Origin of the sequence: Stieleria maiorica (genome assembly GCF_008035925.1) — a bacterium.
GTDB lineage: Bacteria > Planctomycetota > Planctomycetia > Pirellulales > Pirellulaceae > Stieleria > Stieleria maiorica.
On the sequence record NZ_CP036264.1, the window covers coordinates 3,105,990 to 3,129,518 of the forward strand.

The window sequence follows — 23,529 nt, forward strand, 5'->3', positions numbered from 1 at the left end:
GATTAGGGGAGTGTCCTGAACAAGCTGGCTTTGGAGGTTGCCGCCAGGCCGACCAACAGTAGCCCCGCGAGCAGAAACGGGCGATAGTGTTCGTCGTATTGCAGGTAGCGATACTCGGTCACTTTGGTGCGTTCCAAAGCGTCGATGTCTGCGTAAACCTGACTCAGCGATTCACGGTCGGTGGCTCGGAAATAGCGACCGCCCGTCGTTTCGGCAATCATTTTTAACGTGTCTTCGTCCAGTTCGACATCAAAAAGCCGCAACTCCGTGCGACCGGTGAACGGATCGGCAACGGGAATGGGGGCTCGGCCCTGGGTTCCGGCGCCGATGCAATAGACTTTCACGTCACTGGCCGCGGCGACTTCCGCCGCCTGTTTGGGATCGATGACGCCTCTGTTGTGAACACCGTCGGTCAACAGAATCGCGACCTTGGACTTGGCATCACTGCGCCGCAAACGCTCGACGGCCAACGCCAGGCCGTCTCCGATCGCCGTGCCGTCTTCTGCGCGGGGCGAAACGATTTCCAAGTCGTTCACCATGGTCGTCAGGTTTCCGTGATCCAACGTCAACGGACACAGACTGTCGGCAAACCCCGCAAACGCAACCAATCCGATCGTATCATCGGGGCGACCTTCACCCGCGGTGTCACCTTCACCCAGGACAAAGCTGCGGAACACATCTTTGACCACACTCAAGCGGTCGACGCTGTAGTCGTCTTGGACCAAGTCACGCGCTTGCATCGACCCCGATCGGTCCAACACCATCATAATCGCGATGCCTTCGCGGCTGACCTTGGATTCCGCGTCGGGTGTCCGCGGGGCTGCCAAGGCAACGGAAATCGACAACACTGCTAGGGCCATCAACCATGCCGGGGCCGTCGCCAGCCGGGCACGCCACGATCGCGGTGCCCCCTGGACGATCGCGATTGAGGAATAGCGGATCCGCGAGGGAGTGCGACGGGCCAGCCAATAGACCAGCGGGGCCAGGATCGCGAGCAACAGGAACGCGGGATCGCGGAATTCGATCTCACCCATGGGCAGCCTCCCCGATCTGGCGGTCCGATTCCGATTCGACGGAGACTTCGACAGCTGAATCCGAATCCGTCGCCTTATCGACCACCATCGGCGCGTTCTCACGTGTCTCTTCCAGGAATCGCTCCACATGGTCGATCGCTCGTGCGATTTCATCTCGCGACGGTTGGGCGCGGGCGAATTTCACCAAGTCGGCTTGGCGGAGAAACTCGCGCAACAAACTCTGGTGGTCCGTGGAAAAATCCGGTGACTGTCCGATCGATGACAGAAACTCTTCGGTCGTCAGCTCGGGCGCCCGCATTTCGAATCGATCTTCGATGTACTTGCGCAGGATGTACGACAATCCGACATAGAACTCATCGATTTGCGGTCCCGAGCTGCGTGGCGCCTGCAACAGTTTTGCCAGACGTGCGGTGGCGACGTCGTAGGCCGATCGGCGTCGCTTGCGTCGTCGCGCCGCCGCGATGGCTCGGGCCACAAACGGCAACGACACGATCGCGACCACCGCGATCGCGGCGATCCACGGCCACCGCGGCGGCGCCGGCGGCTCGATCGGTTCCAGGCGTTGCATCGGCGGTTTCAGATCGACCGCGGCTCCCTCGGGCAGGACCGAAGCGACCTCAAATGGAATCCGATCGGTCAACACCTCGTAGGCGTCCAAACCTTCGGGCGCCTGCCGCCGGCCGGGACGGCGATCGACATACTCGATCAGAATCGGCGGGATCACGTGTCGGCCCGACGAAGGCGGATCCAGCCGATAGGTTTGGTTGGCGATCGTGCGTCCGGCATCGTCGATCCTCTCTCGCGGTGCGAAGTCGACGATGGAGAATCGATCCAAAGCGTCACCGAAATCGGGCATCAACACTTCGACATCCTTTTCCGCCGTCACTTCGATCGACAGCGTCACCGTGTCGCCGATGACCGGGCGTTCGGGTTCCAGTGTGACGTCGATCGAAACCGGGCCGGATTGCCGGTGCTGGACGATCGGCTGGGCGGTGGCGGTGTGGGCGGTGAAAGCGAAGATGGCGAGCAGCAGGCAGATGTTGATGGCCGCTTGCCAATGCCTCTCGTTTACGATTGCGGACCTTGGGCGATGCCCAAGGCGATGGGGGTCGACGGCCGCTGGCCGAAACCATTCGCACAAACCAAATCCGACATGCAGACGCGGTGCAGACACGTGGGTCTGGCAGGAAGGACGAGCGAGGCGATGGGAGGTCGAATCGCGGGGCTCACCACCGAAGTCTCGGGTTACATCCATCATCGCATCCTCCGTTGACGCATCTGGAAAAACTTTACTAGCGGATCGACGACATCGCCCTGGGCATCGATGTGAATGAAGTCGATTCCGGCGCGGCCGAAGCTGCGACGGAGGTCTTCGACACGCCCTGCGGCCGTCGCGGCGACATGATCGCGAAACGCCACCGACCCCGCATCGCACTGGACCACGCGGCCGGTTTCTGCGTCTTCCAGATTGACCAGTCCGACGCCGGGGAATTCCAGTTCCTTGGGATCACTGACCAAGACCGCGATCACGTCGTGTTTGCGATTGGCGCTTTGCATCGCCTCCAGAAATCCGTCGCCCAGAAAATCGCTGATGACAAAGCAGATCGCTTTGCGTGTGGTCACCGACATCAGAAACTGCATCGCCCCGGCGATGTCGGTCGCCTGACGTCCGGTTCGCCACCAGCTGCGGCGACGCCCGATCGGCAACCAGCGACGTCGCTTTCGCGTCGGGCGTGTTTCCACATTGCCGTGGGCCAGAACCTCGCGAATGACGCGCAGCGAATGTCGCTGGCCTTTGCGCGCCGGGATGTATTGTTCGATTCCCCCGTGAAAGAGCGTCAGTCCGATTTTGTCATCGTTCAATGTCGCCGAAAACGCCAGCAAGGCACTCAGTTCTGCGGTCGCGTCGCGTTTGCTGCGCTGGCCCGACCCGAAGTCCTGGGATGCGGAGACGTCGGCCATGACCATCAATGTCAATTGCCGGTCTTCGACGTAGCGTTTGACAAACGGCTGGCCGATTCGTGCGGTTACGTTCCAGTCGATCGTTCGCACGTCATCGCCGGGGATGTAGGGGCGAACTTCGTCGAACTCGATGCCGCGGCCTTTGAACACCGAGACGTATTGCCCGGCCAGAACGTCGGCCACTTGGCGACCGGTTCTGACTTGGATCTCTCGGACTCTGCGTATGACTTCGCGAGGCAACATGGCTGGCGGCGTCGGTTTCCAGTTTTATGGAACGGGGACGTTGTCCAGAATGTGTCGAATCACGTCGTCGACCGACTTGCCTTCGGCTTCCGCTTCGTAGGTCAGCACGACGCGGTGTCGCAACACGTCGGGAGCCAACGATTTGATGTCGTGCGGGGTCACGTAGCTGCGGCCTTCTAAAAAGGCGTGCGCCTTGCCTGCTTGAAGCAGGTAGATCGACGCCCGTGGGCTGGCCCCCATTTCGATCATGTTTTCCAGTGACGCGATCGCGGCGCTGGCGGCGTCACGCGTCGCCCGGACAACGTCGATCGTGTAATCGCGGACTTTGTCGTCGCACCAAATCTTCTCGACCACCGCACGGGCTTCCAGGATCTCCTCCGGCGACGTCACGGCCGAAATCTCCGGAATCGCTTTTCCGCCGGCCATGCGGTCGACGATCTTTCGTTCGTCTTCTCGCGACGGGTAATCGATCCGGGCCTTCAACATGAATCGGTCGACCTGGGCCTCCGGCAACGGGTACGTCCCTTCCTGCTCGATCGGGTTTTGCGTCGCCATCACCAAAAACGGCTGTTCAAAACGGAAGGTTTCGGTGCCGATCGTGACCTGCCGTTCCTGCATCGCCTCCAACAACGCCGCCTGCACCTTGGCCGGGGCGCGGTTGATTTCGTCGGCCAAAATCAGGTTGGAAAAAATCGGCCCGCGTTTAACGCTGTAGGTCGCTTCTTTGGGGTTGAAGACTTCGGTGCCGATCACATCCGCCGGCAGCATGTCCGGGGTAAACTGAATGCGAGAGAAATCGGTGCGGATCGCGCGGGCCAAACTGCTGACGGTCAGCGTTTTTGCCAGTCCCGGGACGCCTTCGAGCAACACGTGCCCTCCGGTCAACAACCCGATCAATAGACGCGAAACCATCGTTTCCTGCCCGACCAGCAATCGGGCCACTTCATTCGTCAGCCGACTGCATGTTTCAGAATACTTGGCAATCTGTTCGTCTATTTGGGGTGCGTTCATGGTCTCCGCAATGAAATCCGCAATGAAATCCGCAATGAAAACTGGACGGGTCAAGTCGGCCGGAATCCTGGCCGGTCGCCCTGAACCGGTATTACAGACGGAATTACGAAAAAGATCAATCTCCGGTTCGATGGCCGCCGCCCGAGGAAGGTAAAAATGGAACGAGTGACAGAGTTGGACCACTGGAATCGACTTGTCAAAGGCCGTGACGGCTGGTTCCTGGTCAATGCCAATGACATGTATATCGGCCGGTCGTTCATCAAATACGGCGAGTTCTCTCGGGGGGAAATGCAGCTGTTTCGCCAGATCGTCCGTCCGGGGGATGTTGTGGCCGAAATCGGGGCGAACATCGGCGCACACACCGTGGGATTGGCACAGCAGGTTCAGCCACAGGGGCGCGTCGTTGCGTTTGAGCCGCAACCGGTCGTTTTCCAGAACCTCTGTGCGAATCTGGCACTCAACGGGTTGACGCATGTTGATGCCGTGCACGCCGGACTCGGTGACCAAATAACCACGACCGTGATCCCCAACATCCGATACGAACAGGAAGGCAACTTCGGAGGTTTTTCGCTGAGCGACCAGTACAGCCAAGGCACCACGGTGGACGTGAAACGATTTGATGATGTCTTTTGCTATCCTCGATTGAATTTCATCAAGGTTGACGTCGAAGGGATGGAGGCCGCAGTCTTGCGCGGGGCACGCGAGAGCATTGATCGGTTCAAACCCGTGCTGTACGTCGAAAACGACCGCACCGAACAGTCCGAAGCCCTGATTCGGCTGATCATGGACATGGGCTATCGACTCTGGTGGCACATCCCCCGATTGTTTAGCAACGACAACTTCTTCGGCGATCGCGAAAACATCTTCGGCAACCTCGCCTCACTGAACGTCGTGTGCTTTCACCAGAGCCTACCGGTGGTGCTGGACGGTTTTCAAGAAATCGTTGCCCCCACCGAACATCCGCTGTCGGCAAGCTAGTTGGGGCGGAAGGTGGCAAATCGATGGGGGCAAAACAATGGTCTGTGTGGAAAGGCAGAATGATACAGGGCAGAATGATGATGCACTGATCGGACGGTCGGCCCGAGTGCCTCGCTCCCGACGCGATTTTCCATCATTTTGCCCCCATCGTCTTGCCCCCATTGTCTTTCCCCCCTCCCCACTCCCATCATTCTTCGCCGTATCATTCTGCCTTCCCTTTCCCTTTTCCAACTTCGTAAAAACAGCAACCGGCTCCATGAACGACACAAAAAGCATTCGCCCCACTTCCCTACCAACCCTCCTTGGGCTCCTGCTGGCGTTAACCGTCTTCCCCGGCGCCGGCAACGCCGACGAATATCGCGAAGCGCCGGGCAGCGAGGGCAACGGTGACTACACGATCGGTCCCGACTACACCCTCGATCCCGACTTGACCGATCGCGGGAATCCCAAGGGCAAGCTGTTCGAGTTTTCGATTCGTCTGGCCGACAGCAAGATTTTTCGCGGCGACGACAAGACGCTGGATCCGAAGAAACCGGTTCGGACCGAGCGGAAGATTTGGGTTTATGTTCCGGCGGCCTATCTAGACGGCACGCCGGCACCGATCCTGGTTACGCATGACGGCCCCAGTCGACTGGACCTGGTCCGCAATGCCCTGGACAACCTGACGATTTCCGAAGACCCCGAACGCCGGCTCCCCGCCTTCATCGCGATCGCCGTGCAAAATGGTGGCAACGACAGTTACGGCAGCCAGCGGGGTCTGGAGTACGACACAATGTCCGACCGCTTGGCTCGGTTTATCAACGACGAAGTCCTGCCGGCGGTGCTGGCGAATCCCGAGATCAAAGCGGCTTATCCGAACATCGCCTTCACCGACAACCCGTGGGGCAAGGCCGTGATGGGATGCAGCAGCGGTGGTGCCGCGGCGCTGACCATGGGCTGGTTTCGCCCCGACCTGTTTCGCCGCCTGATCACCTACTCCGGCACCTTCGTCGACCAGCAAGACCATGACGCGGCCGAAGAAGCCGCGTATCCGCTGGGCGCTTGGGAATACCACTCCGGCATGAAATTGATCGAGAATAGCGAGAAGAAACCGCTGCGGATCTTTACCCACGTCGCCGAAAACGATAACCGTGCCAACGATCCCGAAGACACCTATCACAACTGGGTGATGGCCAACCGACGCACCGCTGCGGCACTGAAGGCTAAAGGCTATGACTATCGTTTCGTCTTCAGCCGTGACTCACGACACTGTGATCGACGCGTATTCGAGCATACGCTCGCCGATACGTTGGTCTGGATGTGGCGCGGGTATGAAGGGGAGTGAACGCGGGGTGTGATGGGAAAGCTGGGGGCAAAACGATGGGGGCAAAACGATGGGGGCAAAACGATGGGGGCAAAACGATGGGGGGTAAGACGATGGAAGGCAGAATGATACGGGGCAGAATGATGGAAGGCTGAATGATGAGAAGGCAAACAGTATTGGTCTGAATCCTGTTTTCTTAGATTGTTTTGCCCCCATCGTTTTGCCCCGCTTCTCGCCCCCATCTCCCTGCCTCCATCATTCTGCCCCGTATCATTCTGCCTCCTACTCCTCCAAATCCTTCCACAGCTTGTCAAACGCCCCGCGGAACGATTTCACCAAAACCCCGTCCCCGGTGACGATAAAGTTTTCTTCGTTGTACCGGGCCGCACTGCGGGTCCAGTTGTAGCTGCCGGTCAGCAACTGCGACCTGTCGAAGATCGCAAACTTGTGGTGCATGTGATACTCGGATCGGTCGACACGCACCGGGACCCCCAGACGTGCCAACTGGTCGATGTCGGATCCCAGGTCGTTGGATTTGTCATTGTCGGAAATAATCCGAATCGTGACGCCGCGCCGGTGCGCCGCAAGAATCGCGTCTTTGATCCGGTCATCGGTGATCGTGAAGACACAGACATCGACCGACTTTCGGGATGACGTGAACAACCGGTTGATCTTGCCGACACAGGCGTCATTCGGGCTGAAGAATGCTTCGGAGCGAAATTCGCGATTCCCCGGATCCTCCCGCGGCACCAGCACTTTCAGAACGTTTTCCAACCAGTCAATCAGCTCCGCATCGTTGGGACCACCCAGTTGTTCGCGGACCAGTTTGAATGCGACGTTACGGGCATACGCCAATTGCTGGTCGTCATCGCCAATTTTTTCAATCACCTTTGCCAGCGCACGCTTTTCACCGCGGGTCAATCGGTAATCGGCCAAGGTGATTTGTAGCGCGTCTTCAATCGAACCATCGGACATGGTCGGTCAACTCCAGTGTTCGTTTGCGGAAATCGATCAATGACAGCGCAGCGAGACGTGGTCGCTGGCGTACTCGATCGTGAAGCGTGTTCCGTCGGGCGAGGTGACTTCGTCGTCCGGGTTTGCGAACGCTCCGACAATTCGATTCGCCGCCATTAGCACGTACGTTTGTCCTGGAAGCGGTTTGAATCCATCGCCGGTTGTCACCACCAACTCGCCCGCCAACGTTGCGGTCCCATGGATCTGAACCGGCGTCGCGTCATGCGTCAGGTCAGCGACATGGAGTGCGCCGTGATTCGATTGGTGGTAGTCGGCGCGAATGCTCAAGTGTGGATGCTCCGTTCCGGACACATCGACCGTGCCGTCGTTGTAGAGTGTCCCGTCGATCGTTCCGGATCCGGTCAGCTTGCCGCCGGGTTGGACGTCGACCCAGCGAAGCGTCGACACGGTTGCCTGATTGAGTTTCAACACACCGCCGGCCGCAAGCCGGACTTCGTTTCGCCCGATCAGATGCGCGTTTTTGCCGAGCTGGAGGGATTGAGTCGCAGGCTTCGCTTTTCCCCCTGCGATCTCCAGCCCCAAAAACTCGACGTCAGCGTCGGCGTGAGCCGTGCTGGAGCGATCACCGTCGTTGTGCAGATGAGCGATCCATGACAGTTGTGGTGCGCCCTCATCGGTCAGGTAAGTGATTCCGGCGTTGGTGTAGCGGTAATCCGACCAGTTGTCCGCATCAGACACTGACGCGCCATCGGCTCCCGTCCAACGGTGATAGGTGTGGGCAAAACCTTTCGGCTCGTCGACCCGTTCGCCCAACAGCAGCGTCTGAAGTTCTTCGGCCAGCTCGGGATGCTCCGCGGCGATCTCGTCAGCTTCGGCGAGATCGGCGTGGAGATCGTAGAGCTGGACGCCTTTTTTCGTTCGCACCAGTTTCCAATCGCCGCGGATGATCGATTGGCCGTTGCCGGCTTCGTGGATGATGAACTCTCGCCGTCGCTGTTGACCGCGACCGGTCAGCGTCGGTGCCAGCGAGACGCCGTCGACACCCAACGGCGGTGCGACTCCGGCGAGTTCACAAAAGGTCGGCAGCAGATCGGTCACGTCGACAACGTGATCGACATCGGTGCCCGCTTTCAGCTCCGAACCGTCGTGAATCATCGCCGGCCAGCGCATCAGCAGCGGGACGCGAATGCCGCCTTCCTGGATACTGCCCTTCGTGCCGCGCAAACCCCCGTTGGCATCCAGCTCGACCAGGTTTTTCCCCTTCGGGCCTCCATTGTCGCTCTGGAAGATCACCAGCGTGTTGTCGGCGATGGAATCGGAACGGTCGCCGTCGTTGTTGGGGTCTTCCAAAGCGGCCAGAATGTTGCCGAAGTGGGCGTCGATGCGCGTGACCATCGCTGCCCATTGTCGGGTCTGGTCGGCGAGGCCGGCGTAGTGCGGATCGTCGGCGTAGGCTTTGTCCCACTCGGGCAGCCGCTCGATTTCGCCGAACGGGGCGTGGGGGATTTGCACGGCGAGCAAACCAAAAAACGGCTGTCCGGTTTGGATGTAGTTTTTCCCCTGGTCACGGACAAAGTCCAATGCGGCAAAGGCATAGTGGTCGTCGCAATAGGCCGTCTTGGGGTAGTCGGCATGATTCTGTAGCGCCGGAGTCGCGGGATACTCCGAACGTTGCTGATAAGCAGCCATCGTGTTGGGGACCAACTGGATGCCGCCGAGTGCCCCCGCAGCAGCAGGCGCACTCCACAACGTCGGCTGAAAGAACGTGTGGGCGCGAACGTGGTGCAGTTCGGCCAGGACATGTTTGTAACCGTGCGACGTCGGCAGGGTTTGAACGTTGTCGATGACCGGATTCGCCTGGTCCTTGGAGCCTCCGTATCCCCATTTGCCCCAATACCCCGTCACATAGCCGGCCGCCGACAGTGCGTCACCCATCAAGATCTCGTCGGCCCGCATCGCCTTTTTGGCGTTGTCGGGGTCGTTGCGATCGGCAAACGTGTGGCCTTGGTGGAATCCGGATTGCTGTGACGACCGTGCGGGCGAGCAGACGTGGCATCCATAGCCGCGGGTGAAATTCAATCCCTGGGCCGCCAGCCGGTCCAGGTTCGGCGTGCGAACCGACGGCAGGTTCTTCGCACGGCGCTCGGATTGTCCGTTGGGTCCGATCGACCCCCAGCCCATGTCGTCGACATAGAAGTACAGGATATTAGGCCGCGGTGCATCGGCCTTCGCACGAGTCGCGGCATGGCTGAACCACAGGCATGAAATCACGGTCAATGCAAGGCAGGGGGAGCAGCGTTTCATAGGTTGGCTTTTTGATGTCAGCGTTCGACTTCGTTTTGATCCGCGATTGGCACTCGACCACGATTGTAAATCATACCGTGGGGACGATGGCTATACTGAGAACGGCCCGCAGGCTTGCCGGCACGCCGGCCGCCCAGGCGAAATTCTTGCGATCAACTTCGAGGTCGAGATGAAGATCACTACGCTGTGCACATGGATCCGATTCACTGTCCTGTTCGCCACGTTCGTCGGAGCCCCCCTGGCTGCCGCCGATCCGGGAGGGAGCACTGAACGAAGCGTTGTTTTTGACGCCAACCGTCGCTTGGGACGCGGTGTCAACCTTGGCAATTTTCTGGAGGTGCCGCGTGATCAAAACTGGGGCGTCGATATTGCAGAGTCCCATTTGAAGCTGATCCGTCAGGCCGGGTTCGATAGCATCCGAATGCCGGTCAAGTGGTCCGACTACGCCGCGACCGAAGCCCCCTATACCATCGAGCCGGCGTTTTTCGCGAGGATTGACCGCTGGCTCGATCGGGCCGAGCAGGAAAAGCTGAATGTGGTCCTGAATATCCATCACTACGACGGGCTGGATGATGATCCGGAATCGCATGCTGAACGGTTCGCCGCGATCTGGAAGCAAATTGCCGAACGATATCGGTCGCGGGGCGATTGGCTGTACTTCGAATTGCACAACGAACCACACGACCAACTGAACGACCACTGGAACGCCATCCTGCGGGAAGGTCTGGCTGCTGTTCGCCAGAGCAATCCGACACGCCCGGTGATCGTAGGGCCGATTCGGTGGAACCGCATCGCAGAGCTACCGCAGCTGGACCTGCCCGACGATCCCAACTTGATCGTCACCGTGCACATGTACAACCCGCACGAATTCACGCATCAGGGCGCCTCTTGGGCCGGGCCGGAGGTACGGTCGATTCGTGGACGAATGTGGGGAAGCGACCAGGAACGTGCCGCACTGGAAGAAGAATTCCAGAAAGCCGGCGAGTGGGGGAAGTCGAATTCGCGGCCCCTCTTCCTGGGCGAGTTCGGGGCCTACGGAGCTGCGCCGCAGGAAAGCCGCGTTCGCTGGACACGAGCCGTTGTCGAACAGGCCGAAAAGCACCAAATGAGTTGGGCCTACTGGGAATTCGCAGCCGGATTTGGTGTCTATGATTTGGACAAAATGCAATGGCGAGAGGACTTGCTGGGAGCCCTGATGCCGTCGCAATGATCGAAGTACGACATCCGTTCTGGGGCGGAAGGAGTCTGGGTGTTGGGGGCTAGTTGAATGGCGTCACTTTGACGTAGCGACGCTCGCCGGAGCGTGGGAGACGACGGGCCCCACCTTCTGGCAAAGGTAGCTACGGTTGAACCGCGATTCACCATGCTTCTTGCACAAAGTGGCGCCGTCCAGCTTAAGACGATCGCTTTTCGCATGCACGACAGCACTTCCGGACCGTCGTACTTAGGACTCCCCCGCGACGACCTGGAAAGGACGTCGTACATGAATTCAGCGATACTTGTCGTTCAGCCCTTGGCCGTTCGCGATCATCGGAACAATCTTCTCGATACGTGACGCTTTCGTCGCATCGCGTTTGGCATCGGTGATGTAGTCGGCGTACTCGCGTTGTTTGCCTTGGCTGAGTCCCTCGAAGGCGATGCTAGCCGTTTTGTTTCGGGCCAATGCCTGCTTCAATTCCGGCGGAACGGTCAACGGCTTGCCGCGTTCCGGCTTGATCTCGTGTCCCTCGATCTGTAATCGGATCCCTTCCTTGACATACGCCTTGATCGTGCGGCTCTTGATCTCCTTCTTCGAATTGAATCGCCACTGACGCATGGCTTTGGTTTTGCCATCCTGGGCGTTGATCAACACGCCTTCGGGGTCCGACAGCAAGCCGCCTTGGAAGAACCACAGCCCGAAATAGGATTTGAACGCCCCGATCCCCACCAGGTTCTTACCCTGGTAGGTGTAACAAGGCGCGCCCCACTTGACGGTTTCTTCCAGTTCCGTCGACAGCAGGATCTCACGCAGCCGTTTCAATTCCTCGTGCCAGCTTTCACAGCCATCGATGAACTCATCCACCGTCTTGAAGCGTTTCATGACTTACCTGTTCTTCTTTCTCGGCGGTGCCGGCGGAAGCTTGGCGTCGGGGCCGTAAAGGTCGGGGTATTGTTCGGCAAGCTGCGCCTTCAACTCCGGACGATTGTCCAAAATTCGCAATTGCTTGCGTGCATTCTTCGCCTCGCCTACTGCAGCCAACGGCGCACTGTCGGGCATCACGCGCGAATCCCATCCGGCCAGGTCCAGTGGTTTGACACCTTCATAATAAAACGCGCCGTTGGTGTAGGGGCTCGGTGCATACTCGCCCACGATGCTGACGTCCAAGTTCGGCTTGATCGTGTCCTCCAATCCGCACGCCCACAGACATGCGTTGACGAGAAATCGACGTCCGTCTTCGCTGAGTAGGTCTTCCGAGGCGCCAAAAGAAGTGTAGACAACCCGCGCGTCCTTTTTCTCTCCGGAGGGCGCGGTGTACGAGTCACGCGTCCAACCGGCGTTGACCAGGGGCTTCTCGGTATTGATGTCCTCGCTGGGGCCGAACGTGTTGAGCACCTGGACCTGCAGCAGTTCGACCGCATCGGCCGGCGGGTGCGACTTGTAGGCACCCGAATAGGCGTGAATCTGATCGACGCCCGTCAGGATCGGATGGTTCTCGGCACCGGCAACCGCTGTGATCCGGCTGCCCATTTGATGATTCGAACCGTAATGGCTTTGGCCGCGTTCCTTTTCCCACGTGTTTCCGAAGACTTGCTCTCCCAGGCCTCCGTGGTAGTCATCGCCGGAGTAATTGAAATTCAGCTTCGCCCATTTTCCTTGTTGCCCGTTGAAGCAGTGCGTCGAGGTTCGCACGCCGACGACCGGGCCGCCGCTTTCGAAGTAGTCGACCAACCGGTCCGCTTGTTCGTCGGGCAGATTCATGAACCGCGTGAAAAAGAACAGCATGTCGGCGTCGGCGAGTGCTTCCATGCCGGGCACGGCGCGTGCCCCCGGCTTGATCGTGCCCTGCTGATCAACGCCGAACAGAACGGTACAGCGGAATCCGTGATGTTTGGCCAAGATCTTTGCCAACAACGGACACGTCTGCTCGCTGCGGTATTCATGATCATTGGCGATGAACACGATGTGCTTGCCCTTGCCAATCCCCTCGGTGCCTTCATAGACCAATGGTTCGGCCATCGTCGGTGAGACGGCCAGTAAAGTGATGAGTGTTAAGATCCAGGCTTTCATCGGCGGTGTGGCTCCAAGGGGCGAATTCTAAAGGGAATGTAGTGAAGGATCGATCGACCGGACGTGGAGTCGGCGGCAACGCGGGGAGGTTAAGTGGCAGGCCGAATCATCATATTCGATCCTCTTCGCGTTTGCCGAGCCCGCTGAATCTTTGCGACAGATCCGGACAGATCCGCAGGGACAGGCGTCGTGCAACTGGGGAGTAGACGATGCCGTGGAGGTAGGCAAAACGATGAGAGAAAATGCCAGCGGGAAGCGTCAGCGAGCGGCCCCGTGCGAGGATTGCGTGTGATGGGGAGGCAGAATGATACGGGGCAGCGAATCATTTTCAGGCAGGCCTATGTCTCCCCCAATTTTCTTACCCCGAAAATCTTCTTACCCGAAACTGAAGCCCAGAAGGTACGTTAGGGGAACAAACCGCGGGCCAATTTGGCTTGCTCGACACGCTGGATCCCTTCGATCAATGCGGCCGTCCTCAGGTCAATGTTCTGCCGTGCCGACCGATCGAGTGCGCGGCGAAACGCGTCGACCAGGATTGTGTGCAACCGGCTGTTGATCTCATCCAGCGTCCACGTGTAGTTCTGCGTCCCCTGAACCCACTCGAAGTACGACACGGTGACGCCGCCCGCGTTTCCGACGATGTCCGGGAGCACAAAGACATTCCGGTCATGCAAGATTTCGTCAGCTTCCAACGTTGTCGGCCCATTGGCACCTTCGGCGAGAATCTTGCACTTGACGCGATCCGCGTTGGCTTGCGTGATCTGATTCTGCATCGCCGCCGGTGCCAGGATGTCACAGGGCAATTCCAGCATTTCTTGGTTACTGATCGCTTCACCATCCGGGTAACCGGCCAACACACGGTTCTCGCGGGTGTAGGCCAGCAGCGACGATACGGAAAGACCGTTGGGGTTGTAGATTCCACCGGTGACATCGCTGACGGCGATCACACGCGCGCCCAACTCTTCCAGGAATCTCGCGGCGTTGCTGCCCACGTTGCCGAAGCCCTGTACGACGACCGAGCTGCCTTTGAGATTCATTTCCAGGTGATCGGCTGCGGCAACAATCAGATACACGAGCCCGCGCCCGGTCGCTTCGCTGCGGCCTTGGGAACCACCCAAGACGACCGGTTTGCCGGTGACGACGGTGGGCACGGTGTAGCCGACTTGCTGACTGTACGTGTCCATCATCCACGCCATCTCGCGTTCGCTCGTTCCCATGTCGGGGGCCGGAATGTCTTTGTCCGGACCGATCATGTCCAGGATTTCGGTGGTGAAGCGGCGCGTCAGTCGTTGCAATTCATGCCCCGTCAAGATCGTCGGATCGATGCGGACACCGCCCTTGGCACCGCCAAACGGCAGCCTCATCAAAGCGCACTTCCAGGTCATCCACATCGCCAGCGCGGAAACCTCGCCCAAGCTGACGTCTTCGTGATACCGCAGGCCCCCTTTGGTCGGCCCCATGGTCAGCAAGTGTTGCACACGATAGCCAAACACCGTTTCCACTTCCTGGTAATCGTCGCGGCGGAAAGGAAACGTGACCGTCATCGTTCGCTGCGGAAATAGCAACCGTTCGCGCAGGTTATCGTCCAGCCCGACAATCTGTGCGGCCTTGAGGAACTGTTGTTTGGCCAGCTGATACATCGGAGATTGCCACTCCGCCTGTTCCGCCGCGGTGCGCTGGATGGCGTATCGCAGCGCGCGGGCGAGGCGGTTTGCGTCGATCTTCCCTTTGACCAGATACGCCTCCGCTCCCTCCTCCACCGCTTTTGCGGCCAGGGTCAGATCATCGCTGCCGGTCAACACCACCACGGGAACCTCGCCGGCGGCATCCGACACCCTGAGGAACGTGTCCAACCCCTGGCTGTCCGGCAGCGTCAGGTCCGAAAGGATCACGTCAAACGAGCCGCGTGAGATCGCGTCGAGCGCCTCGGCGAGTGTTTCGACCGTTTGGACATCAAACGGGACGCCGACCGCTTTAGCCAACAATCCCTTGATCACCATGCGGTCGACCTTGCCGTCTTCGATCAGCAAAACCTTGGCAGACGCCATCGGACCACTCCTTAGGAAGACGAGACACAGGCAAAACGGGATTCAGCAACCGTTGATGTCTAGCCTTTTGCCCAAGACCGCTAAGTCGAGCTCAGCGAGAAGGCCGCTCGCGCCGGCGCAAACTGGCTGATGTCAATCGAATATCAGCCGTTCGGCGCTAGCCGACGGGCCCGTACCTGAGCAAAACAACGCCTAACTCAGCGGTATTGGACTTTAGGCGACTCGCTGTCGCTGTGGCGCAACGACCCTGGGCGACTCAAGCCTGCACACCAACACCTTCGCTCGTGATATTCAAGTATGAGCCTTCAACGCGCTCACTGCAACAAAATGGGAAGTTTAGGATTGAGACGCCAGCGCGATCGATTCGATCACTCGTAAAAATGACAGAAAGGTTTGCGATCGCCGTCAAACCTGCGGTAAAACGAAGTCCTCTTCGGCATGCCGGCGACGGCGCGATTTTTGCACCGGCGGCGTCGGGTGTGCACATGTGCGACGAAACCCCGATCGAATCTCAGAAAGCAAGGGTGGCGTGATGAGTGATTCGCCAGGCATGGGACGTTTACTGCAGTGGCGCCTTTCGGTGCTTGCGACGCTTTTGTGTCCGTTGTGCGTCAGCAGCAGTCTGCGTGCGACGGACGACGTCGCCGATTCCCCGCCCTTGGTCCAGCGTGCCCTGCAAGCGGAGTTGGACGGCGATGCCGACAGCCGCCAAGAACTTGTGTCGCTCGCTTTGAAACACGACCCCGATGATTCAACGGCGCGATGGTTGGCGGGATACGTCAAGCACGACGGCCAGTGGATGCCTGCCAGTCGTTCGGCGTTTCTGAATGCCATCGACGAAGTCATCGCCGAATACGAAACACTGCGAGACCAGTGCGCAGGGAGCCTTTCGGGTGAGATCACACTGGCGCGATGGTGCCGACGAAACGAACTGGCCGATCGCGAACGCATGCACTGGAGAAACGTGATTGCCTTTGACAACACAAACGACGAAGCACGCAAACGGCTAAAACTAAGAGACTTCCAGGGGCAACTGGTGACGACAGACCAGATCGAGGCCTACAAGCAGGCGTCCACCAGCAATCGACGCGCGCACAGAGTCTGGGGACCGAAGCTGAACCGGCTGAGACGTGAAATCGAAGGCAATCCCAACAGCCACGATTCCGCGGCATGGAAAGAAGTGGCCGAAATCAAAGATTCCGACGCGATTCCATCGATGGCGAAGTTGGTTCCGACCGCCGAACCGGAACTTCAACGTCACCTGATCCAGACGATCGCGAACATCCCGTCCCAGGTCGCGTCGGATGCGTTGGTGCAGCTCTCGCTCAATCTCAAAGACGACTCGGTGCGGCAAGCTGCGGCGGAGGGTTTGGCGGGACATCCGATTCACTCCTACGTGCCCCAGTATTTAAATCGCATGGAGTCACCGGTCAAATTCGTTTCGACGACCAATCAGGTCGGTGACTATGTTGTCAGTGCGATTCAGATGCGCAAAGAACGCCCCGACGATGCGATTAATTTGAGCCAGTCCAGTAGCGCCCGATTCCAAGTGATGGGCGCCGCTGCCCGCAATTCGGCGCTGTATCGGTCGGTCGTTGCACGTGAGTTGCGTCGGCAGCAAAGCAGGGTCAAGACCACCGAACGTGCGATTACCACGAACAATGCACGGATCAAGCTCGCCAACGATCGGATCTTCACCGCACTTCGCGTCGCGACGGGCGAGACGATGGATGACGTCCCGAGATTGTGGTGGGATTGGTGGAAGAAGTACAACGAGTACCTGGTCACCGAAAGAAAACCCGAGTACTACTTCACCAATGCCGACTACCGTGAACGCGTGATCCGTTTGCCGTCGGCGCGACGCTGTGAATGTTTTCCCGCCGGGACGCTGGTCCACACCGAAACGGGAAAGCGCGCGATCGAAACGATCCGCCGCGGCGACAAAGTGCTTTCGCAAGACACTGAAACGGGAGAATTGTCGTATCAAGTCGTGACTCAAACGACCGTCCGACCCCCCAGTGCAACGATGCGAATCACCGTCGCCGGCGAGGAAATTACGTCAACCGATGGGCATCCGTTCTGGGTGATCGGCAAGGGATGGACGATGGCCAAGGATTTGAACCCGGGCGATCGTTTGCAAAGCATCGGAGAATCCAAAGCGATTGAAGTTACCGAAGGGGGGACCTCAGTCGAAGCGCATAACCTGATCGTCGACAACACCAACGCCTACTTCGTTGGCAACGCCGGCATCCTGGTCCACGACAACATCCTCCGCACCGCGTCACGCATCCCGATCCCAGGATGGCAAACCAAATAGGAATGCTGTCAGCCGAGCAGCGATCACGCCGCCGCTTGTTTTGTTCTACGTTCGCGCGAAGGGGCGTGTGCCGCTTTGGTCGTGGTGCGTGTGATACGACGAATCCGAATGAATGCCTGAAGTGAATCAGCCGCCGGTTGAGAAGCCACTCCACTCTACCAACCCTGCAAGGGCGACGACCCTTCTGAGCGACCACCCCTCGCACGCGAGAGATCGATGCGTTAGACATGTTGTCTGTATTGGCCCGCGCTGTTAGAATGCGGTTTCAATCTCACTCATCGTCCCGTGGAGGTCGCCATGCGACGCCGTCTTGCATTCACGTCACTGATCTTGATGGTCGTCGGTAGCGTCGCGGGTGAAGAGCCTGATCCTCGAATTGCCGAGGCGCTCGAAAGGACGACGGAGGCGGCGACGCACTACGAGTTTCGTTTGCCAAGCGAACCGACCCAAAGGCTGGAGTTTCAATCGAAATCATTGCTCCACTGGTCAAACCCGGTGATCGGAGTGATCTACGGGAATGTCTTCGTTTGGACCCAGCAGGAACACGGGCGTCCGGAGGTCATCGGGTCGATCTTGCAATGGTACGAGCCGCACAAGCACGGGACGCATGAATTCCACTCGCTCTCGAAAGGACCAGTTGAAGGCTCCCGCGACGGACAACCGGTTTGGTCGACCGATGCACCTGGCATTGAATGGATGCCGATTCCGAATGCCCCAGAGGTCGGTGATTCGCCACTGGTTCGTCTGCCCCAAATGCGATCGATCGTCCGCGGGCTGAGTGTGACCAGCACCAGCAAAGACGGACTGCCGTACAACTTGCGGCTATTGTCTCAGCCGCTGTATCGGTACTGCCATGAAGATTCGGAGGTTGTTGATGGCGCCCTGTTCACGTTCGTGCAAGGGACTGATCCGGAAGTGATCGTTCTGGTCGAAGCGAGGGCCGACGACACCGGCACGACTCGTTGGCAGTTTGCGATGGTGCGCATGGCCGCTCTAGAATTTGTTGCCGAATTTCAGGACCGGGAAATCTGGCGGGTCGATGCGATGCCGTACGCCATCGCGATGAGTGGGCGAGAGCCGTACTCGTTGTTCCGATTTCGCCCACGGAGAACGACTGCGCAGTAAGACTTGCAGGTTTGCGCTGCCAGCGACGGGCATTTGCATTTTTCGAAGGGTACCGGGGCAAAGAAATCACGCCAGGATTTCGTCGACGACACGGGCCGGGCGACCGGCCGTTAAGATTTCTTGGCGTCCGTTGTGGTGGAAGACCAGGTCGTTCCAGTCCAAGCCGAATTGGTGCAACAACGTCGCCTGGTAATCGTTCGGCGTGACCTTGTTTTCGACCGCTCGGTGTCCGAAATCATCGGTCGCACCGAAGGTCATTCCCGGTTTGATGCCGCCACCGGCAAGCCACATGCTGAAGCCTTGACCGTTATGGTCGCGGCCGTCTTTTTCGGGAGCCCCCTGGTTTTGTGTCACCGGCAGACGCCCGATTTCGCCGCCCCAATGCACCATCACCTCGTCCAACATGCCGCGTTGCTTGAGATCCTGGACGAGTGCCGCGGAGGGTTTGTCGGTCTTGCGGCAAACCGCCGGCAACGCCGTCCCCAAGTTGCTGTGGTTGTCCCAGGGCTGGCCGTTCTGAAACAGCTGCACAAATCGGACGCCACGCTCGACCAGCCGCCGGGCGATCAAACAACGTGTGCCGTACTCTCGGGTCGCGTCATCGTTGATTCCATATAACTCATGTGTCGCCTTGGTTTCTTTGGAAATGTCCAATGCTTCGGCCGCCGCGGTTTGCATCCTGGCGGCCAGTTCATAGCTGGCGATACGGGCTTCTAAATCAGCGGCACCGGGGAACCGCAGGGCATGGTTGCGATTGAGTGCTTGCAGAAAATCCAGGTTTTTGCGTTGCGGAATCCCTTGCAGGTGGGCCGGCGCATCCAGATTCAAGATCCGCGGCTCCTTGGGACGCAGCACCGTGCCCTGATACAGTGCGGGCATGAAGCCGCTGGACCAATTGTGCGTGCCGTCGACGGGATGCCCGCCCGGGTCGGTCAGCACCATGTAGGCGGGTAACTCCTGTGTTTCGCTGCCGAGTCCGTACAACAACCAAGATGCCATGTGGGCTCGTCCGGTGACGCCGGGGATTCCGCCGTGAAAGTAACGGATCGACACTTCGTGCCCGTTCGCCCCGGTGTGCATGCTGCGGATCAAGCAGATGTCGTCGACGATTTTTGCCGTTTCCGGCAACAGCTCGGAAAGCTCCGTGCCGCACTGGCCATGTTTGGCGAATTTCCAGCGGGTGCCCATCAGTTTCTTGCTGGCTTCGTTAACGAAGCTGAATCCGACTTCGCCTTCATATTGAGTGCCGTCGTACTTGGACAATACCGGTTTCGGATCGGTCAGGTCCATGTGCGACGGGCCACCGTGTTGAAACAGCGAGATCATCGCCTTGGCCTTGGCCGGATGGTGGGTCGGCTTGAGATCCAAATCGAATGTCGGCGGTTGTTTGGGAACGTTCTTCGGTTTCGCCCCTGCTTGCTCTTGCTGCAACAACCAAGCCAGCGCGACCGATCCGATCCCCAGAGCCTGGCGATTCAAAAAACAGCGGCGTGTGACGGATTCATTCCACATACAGGAACTCGTTGGAACTGAGGAGTGACTGACACAGGTTGGTCATCGCCTGGGAGACACTCGATCGCCCCGACGGAACCGCCTCCGGCATCGAGTCCATCGTCCGGATTTGATCGGCGACAAATTGGAGGGCCATCGTCAATTCGAGGTTGCTGGGTTGACGGTTGTAGGCGAGTTCCCAAGCCCGAACGATCTGGCCGGGGACCGCATCGGTGGATGCCGCGGGGCCGGCAAACTCGGTTTGTGCGGTGAACGTCGCGTCCGATTTGTCTTGTCCGGTCAACGTGATCGTGACCGGCCAACTGAACGAGTCCGAACTGTGGTTGCTGCGGCAGTCGGTAATAAAGTCGATCGTGTCGCCGGTTTGAACTTCGATTGAATCCAGCTTCGTCTCCGCACCCCCATGTTGTGCCACCCACTGGCCGATGACCCCGGACCGATTCGCCACGATCCGTCCCTGCACCCCGTCGCCATTTTCGGACGGATGATGCAGTTTTCCGCCGATCGCGACCACGCCATCGTGCGGCGCCACCCAGCGAAGAATCACGGAGCGACCTTCGCCGTCGGGGTGTCCACCGGCGGCGTTCAAGTGCGCCCAGCCGAGTTTGACGTCCGGCAATTTATCTCCGCCGCTGTAGTGTGTGCCGGTGAAGTGTGGAAACGCGGTGAACTCGGTCCGGCCGGCGTCTTCGTCGAATCGACCAAAGCCGTACTGCCAGCGGCTCGGTTTCGGATCGGGCACCTCGGGCAGTGAGGCCAATTGTTCGTCAGGGATCGGCTGGGCTTCGCGCGCCGCGCGGTCGGCCAGCTTGGCGGATTGATCAAGAATGAATTGTCCGTTCAGCAGCATCAACGATTGTGTCGCCACCGTCGAACTGACACGGTTTTCGCAATTGGTTTCCATCACCGGTGCGTCAAAGGTCTGCAGCAGCGCGACGGGACGGCTGCGCCGATTCTGGATGTACAGACTGCGCCGGGACTGGGGCCCGTCGACGACGACTTGGCCCGTTTCGTCCTCCTTGATCTTCACCGGCGGACCGAACAATTGGCGATCGAGCGACCCCGATGCGGCCAACATCCGGTCGCGAATCGTCTCCGCTTCCAGCCTGCGCAAGTTTTGGGCATAGGGATTCGGGGACGTCGGGACCACACGCTGTCGCCACAGCGCCGACGACAGGATTGTGAGGTGCAGACGTTTCAGACTCCATCCTTGGTTGATGAACTCCGCCGCCAGCCAATCGAGCAATTGGGGATCGGACGGCGTTGAACCGAGTTTGCCGAACTCGCCCGCCGTCGCCACCAGGCCTTTGCCGAAGTGATGCATCCAGATGCGGTTGACGATCACGCGGGACAGCAGCGGGTTGTCGCGATCGGTCAACCAGCGGGCAAAGGCCAGTCGACGGCCTGTTGACGGAAGCGCGGGGTCATCGATCGGAAACACCACGTGATGTCCTTCGGGTGAGGCGACTTGCGGTGCGGCCGGCGCGACGGTTTGTTTCGGCTGACCCGGGTCGCCACGATGGAACAATTTGGTTTCCGGAGCGTGTCCGGCCGGTTCGACCAATGCACGCACGAATTGTTCGGCCGGCTTTTTGGATCGGACGTCGGCGATCCGTTTGCTGATCTCGGCCAATTGCGTCTTCGATTCGGGAATGTATTGGTACAGGTTCCCCGGCGTGATGTTGACGCTGGGGTTGGCCGCCAGCAGTTTCTTCTGTTCTTCGTTACGCTGATTGGCTGGCGTTTCGTATGCCTGACGCAACGACGTTCGCAGCGGTTCTTCGAATTTGAGCAGTTCGTTGTCCAGCGCCTGCTTCATGTACTTCTCTTGCCGCTGTTGTCTCTCCTGCTCGATCGTCTTGGCCTCGGCTTCCACCTGAGCGGCTTTTTCGCGGTCGGCGGCGGTGTACAAGGAAACCAATCGAGCGTTGGGGGTTTTCCAGGCTTTCCAATCGAGCGCTGGTTCGAATACCGCCCGCAGCGCGTAGTAGTCGGTTTGCAAGATCGGGTCGTAGCGATGGTCGTGGCATTGGGCGCAGTGAAAGCTGGTGCCCATCAGGGCTGTCCCGACGATCTTGATCGTGTCGATCATCACTTGATTGCGTGCTTCGTCGTTGTTCGCCCCGTTACCGGTTCCGTCGGCGGCCATTCGTAGAAAGCCGGTTGCGGTCAGTCGTTCGATTTGCTCGTCCGTCAAATCGCCCTCGCGCTCCCCGGCCAGTTCGTCACCGGCCAACTGTTCAATGATGAATTGGTCAAACGGTTTATCGTCGTTGAGGGCTCGGATGACCCAGTCGCGGTACTTCCATGCCCAGGCGCGTTCCTGGTCGGCGACGGTGTAGCCTTCGGAGTCGGCGTAGCCGGCGACGTCCAACCAGTGGCGTGCCCAGCGTTCACCGTAGTGCGGGGAATCGAGCAGTTCGGTCAGCAGGTGGTCGTACCAATCATCACGTGGATCGTCTCGCCAGCGTTGCATCTGATCGGCCGATGGCGGCAACCCGATCAAATCAAAAAAGGCGCGGATGACCAGCGTGGTGCGGTCCGCCTCGGGTTCAAAGGGGCTGTCGTGCCGGTCCATGGATTGCAAAACGATCGCATCGATCGGGTTTCGAACACCCGGATGATCGGTCGTCGGTGCGACAGTTTCGGGGGCGATCGGTTGATACGCCCAATAGGCCCGCTCTTCTGGGGTGATCCCCAATCCGGGGCCGATGGAATCGGGTTCCGGGCGTGCCGTCGGGGCTCCCGCGGAGATCCATTGTCGAAGGGTCTCCACCTGATCGGAGGGGACGTTGTGGTCGCCCGGAGGCATTTCGCCGGAGACGACACGCTCGATGACCAAGCTTTCCTCGGGTTTCCCCGGCACGATCGCCGCACCGCTGTCCCCCCCGTCTTTGATCAGCCGCACCAGACGCAGGTCCAAGCCGCCTTCGAGTTCCCCGGTGGCCCCGTGACAGTCAAAACAATGGGCGCGAAAGATCGGACGAATGTCTTGCTCGTAGGTCAAATTCGGCGACGGCGTTGCGTCGGCCGAAAACAGCCGGGGACATGAAACCCAAGGGTTCATGCAGATCAACAGCATAGTCAAAAACGATGTGCGGGTCATCGTCGATGTCTCGAGAGAGCGAGTGGGGTGGGAATCGGATGACACCTGCGAACCGGTTGGGGCGATTCGAAAGCTCCGATTGAACCCCCAGCATAATCGAAACCGCAGCCCGGCGTCACTCCACCGAATTCTGACCGGAAAAGCATCGCCCTAAGCTGGACGGTCGCTGTCGGCGAGACACCAACGGTTGCGTGCGCCGCACTTCACGATAGCCTGAGCGCGAAGAGGCATTTGCCCAAATTCTTTGACGCTCCAGATTTCCCGCGAAACCGGATCCCGGTGGCGTTGGTTTAACAGCGGATTCAGACGGTACGTACTGTGATGGCCAGCTTGATTCTCGAAT

The 23,529-nt window shown here is 59.2% G+C and carries 16 protein-coding genes; 5 read left to right on the top strand and 11 right to left on the bottom strand.

Translation table 11 applies throughout. The features are described from left to right. Positions 1-2: 2 nt before the first annotated feature. Genes Mal15_RS10785 through Mal15_RS10800 form a run of 4 tightly spaced genes read right to left on the bottom strand, consistent with a single transcriptional unit; the run spans position 3 to position 4,250 of the window. Positions 3-1,034: a vWA domain-containing protein gene (locus tag Mal15_RS10785; RefSeq protein ID WP_167546726.1), complete on the bottom strand. Its 1,032-nt coding sequence runs from the start codon at positions 1,032-1,034 to the stop codon at positions 3-5. Then, positions 1,027-2,289: a DUF4381 family protein gene (locus Mal15_RS10790; RefSeq protein ID WP_167546727.1), complete on the bottom strand. Its 1,263-nt coding sequence runs from the start codon at positions 2,287-2,289 to the stop codon at positions 1,027-1,029. The genes Mal15_RS10785 and Mal15_RS10790 overlap by 8 nt, the downstream gene beginning before the upstream one ends. Beyond that, a complete protein-coding gene (locus tag Mal15_RS10795; protein ID WP_147867768.1) occupies positions 2,289-3,239 on the bottom strand; it encodes a DUF58 domain-containing protein in 951 nt (316 codons plus the stop codon). The genes Mal15_RS10790 and Mal15_RS10795 overlap by 1 nt, the downstream gene beginning before the upstream one ends. A 24-nt stretch (positions 3,240-3,263) precedes the next feature. Continuing rightward, a complete protein-coding gene (locus tag Mal15_RS10800; RefSeq protein WP_147867769.1) occupies positions 3,264-4,250 on the bottom strand; it encodes an AAA family ATPase in 987 nt (328 codons plus the stop codon). A 156-nt stretch (positions 4,251-4,406) separates the two neighbouring features. Here Mal15_RS10800 and Mal15_RS10805 point away from each other — a divergent pair, with 156 nt between their 5' ends. Next, positions 4,407-5,228: an FkbM family methyltransferase gene (locus tag Mal15_RS10805; protein WP_147867770.1), complete on the top strand. Its 822-nt coding sequence runs from the start codon at positions 4,407-4,409 to the stop codon at positions 5,226-5,228. 256 nt (positions 5,229-5,484) lie between these two features. Then, a complete protein-coding gene (locus Mal15_RS10810) occupies positions 5,485-6,552 on the top strand; it encodes an alpha/beta hydrolase (RefSeq protein WP_147867771.1) in 1,068 nt (355 codons plus the stop codon). A gap of 261 nt (positions 6,553-6,813) precedes the next feature. On the opposite strand, the gene Mal15_RS10815 is transcribed toward Mal15_RS10810, so the two are convergent. Together Mal15_RS10815 and Mal15_RS10820 are read right to left on the bottom strand one after the other, a co-directional pair. After that, positions 6,814-7,506, bottom strand: a complete 693-nt coding sequence (locus Mal15_RS10815) for a phospholipase D-like domain-containing protein (RefSeq protein WP_147867772.1) — start codon at positions 7,504-7,506, stop codon at positions 6,814-6,816. 36 nt (positions 7,507-7,542) lie between these two features. Beyond that, on the bottom strand, positions 7,543-9,810 hold the full coding sequence (locus tag Mal15_RS10820; protein ID WP_147867773.1) for a sulfatase-like hydrolase/transferase: 2,268 nt from the start codon (positions 9,808-9,810) through the stop codon (positions 7,543-7,545). A gap of 169 nt (positions 9,811-9,979) precedes the next feature. Here Mal15_RS10820 and Mal15_RS10825 point away from each other — a divergent pair, with 169 nt between their 5' ends. Continuing rightward, entirely contained in the window at positions 9,980-11,020 is a 1,041-nt protein-coding gene (locus Mal15_RS10825; protein ID WP_147867774.1) for a glycoside hydrolase family 5 protein, read from the top strand. Between the two features lie 279 nt (positions 11,021-11,299). Here Mal15_RS10825 and Mal15_RS10830 read toward each other — a convergent pair whose 3' ends face one another. The 3 genes from Mal15_RS10830 to Mal15_RS10840 form a co-directional block, all read right to left on the bottom strand. Beyond that, the gene (locus Mal15_RS10830) at positions 11,300-11,890 is read right to left on the bottom strand and encodes a YdeI/OmpD-associated family protein (protein WP_147867775.1); all 591 of its coding nucleotides are present in this window, start codon (positions 11,888-11,890) and stop codon (positions 11,300-11,302) included. A 3-nt stretch (positions 11,891-11,893) separates the two neighbouring features. Further along, on the bottom strand, positions 11,894-13,078 hold the full coding sequence (locus Mal15_RS10835) for a ThuA domain-containing protein (protein ID WP_147867776.1): 1,185 nt from the start codon (positions 13,076-13,078) through the stop codon (positions 11,894-11,896). 404 nt (positions 13,079-13,482) lie between these two features. After that, positions 13,483-15,126, bottom strand: coding sequence for a Glu/Leu/Phe/Val dehydrogenase dimerization domain-containing protein (locus Mal15_RS10840; RefSeq protein ID WP_147867777.1), 1,644 nt, complete (start codon positions 15,124-15,126; stop codon positions 13,483-13,485). Between the two features lie 532 nt (positions 15,127-15,658). Between Mal15_RS10840 and Mal15_RS10845 the strand changes: the two genes are divergently transcribed. Continuing rightward, entirely contained in the window at positions 15,659-17,443 is a 1,785-nt protein-coding gene (locus Mal15_RS10845) for a polymorphic toxin-type HINT domain-containing protein (RefSeq protein WP_147867778.1), read from the top strand. A gap of 297 nt (positions 17,444-17,740) precedes the next feature. Continuing rightward, positions 17,741-18,568: a hypothetical protein gene (locus Mal15_RS10850; RefSeq protein WP_147867779.1), complete on the top strand. Its 828-nt coding sequence runs from the start codon at positions 17,741-17,743 to the stop codon at positions 18,566-18,568. A gap of 66 nt (positions 18,569-18,634) precedes the next feature. Here Mal15_RS10850 and Mal15_RS10855 read toward each other — a convergent pair whose 3' ends face one another. Continuing rightward, on the bottom strand, positions 18,635-20,080 hold the full coding sequence (locus tag Mal15_RS10855) for a DUF1501 domain-containing protein (RefSeq protein ID WP_147867780.1): 1,446 nt from the start codon (positions 20,078-20,080) through the stop codon (positions 18,635-18,637). Then, complete coding sequence (locus Mal15_RS10860) at positions 20,070-23,186, bottom strand: DUF1549 domain-containing protein (protein ID WP_147867781.1); 3,117 nt, start codon at positions 23,184-23,186, stop codon at positions 20,070-20,072. The genes Mal15_RS10855 and Mal15_RS10860 overlap by 11 nt, the downstream gene beginning before the upstream one ends. Positions 23,187-23,529 lie beyond the last annotated feature (343 nt).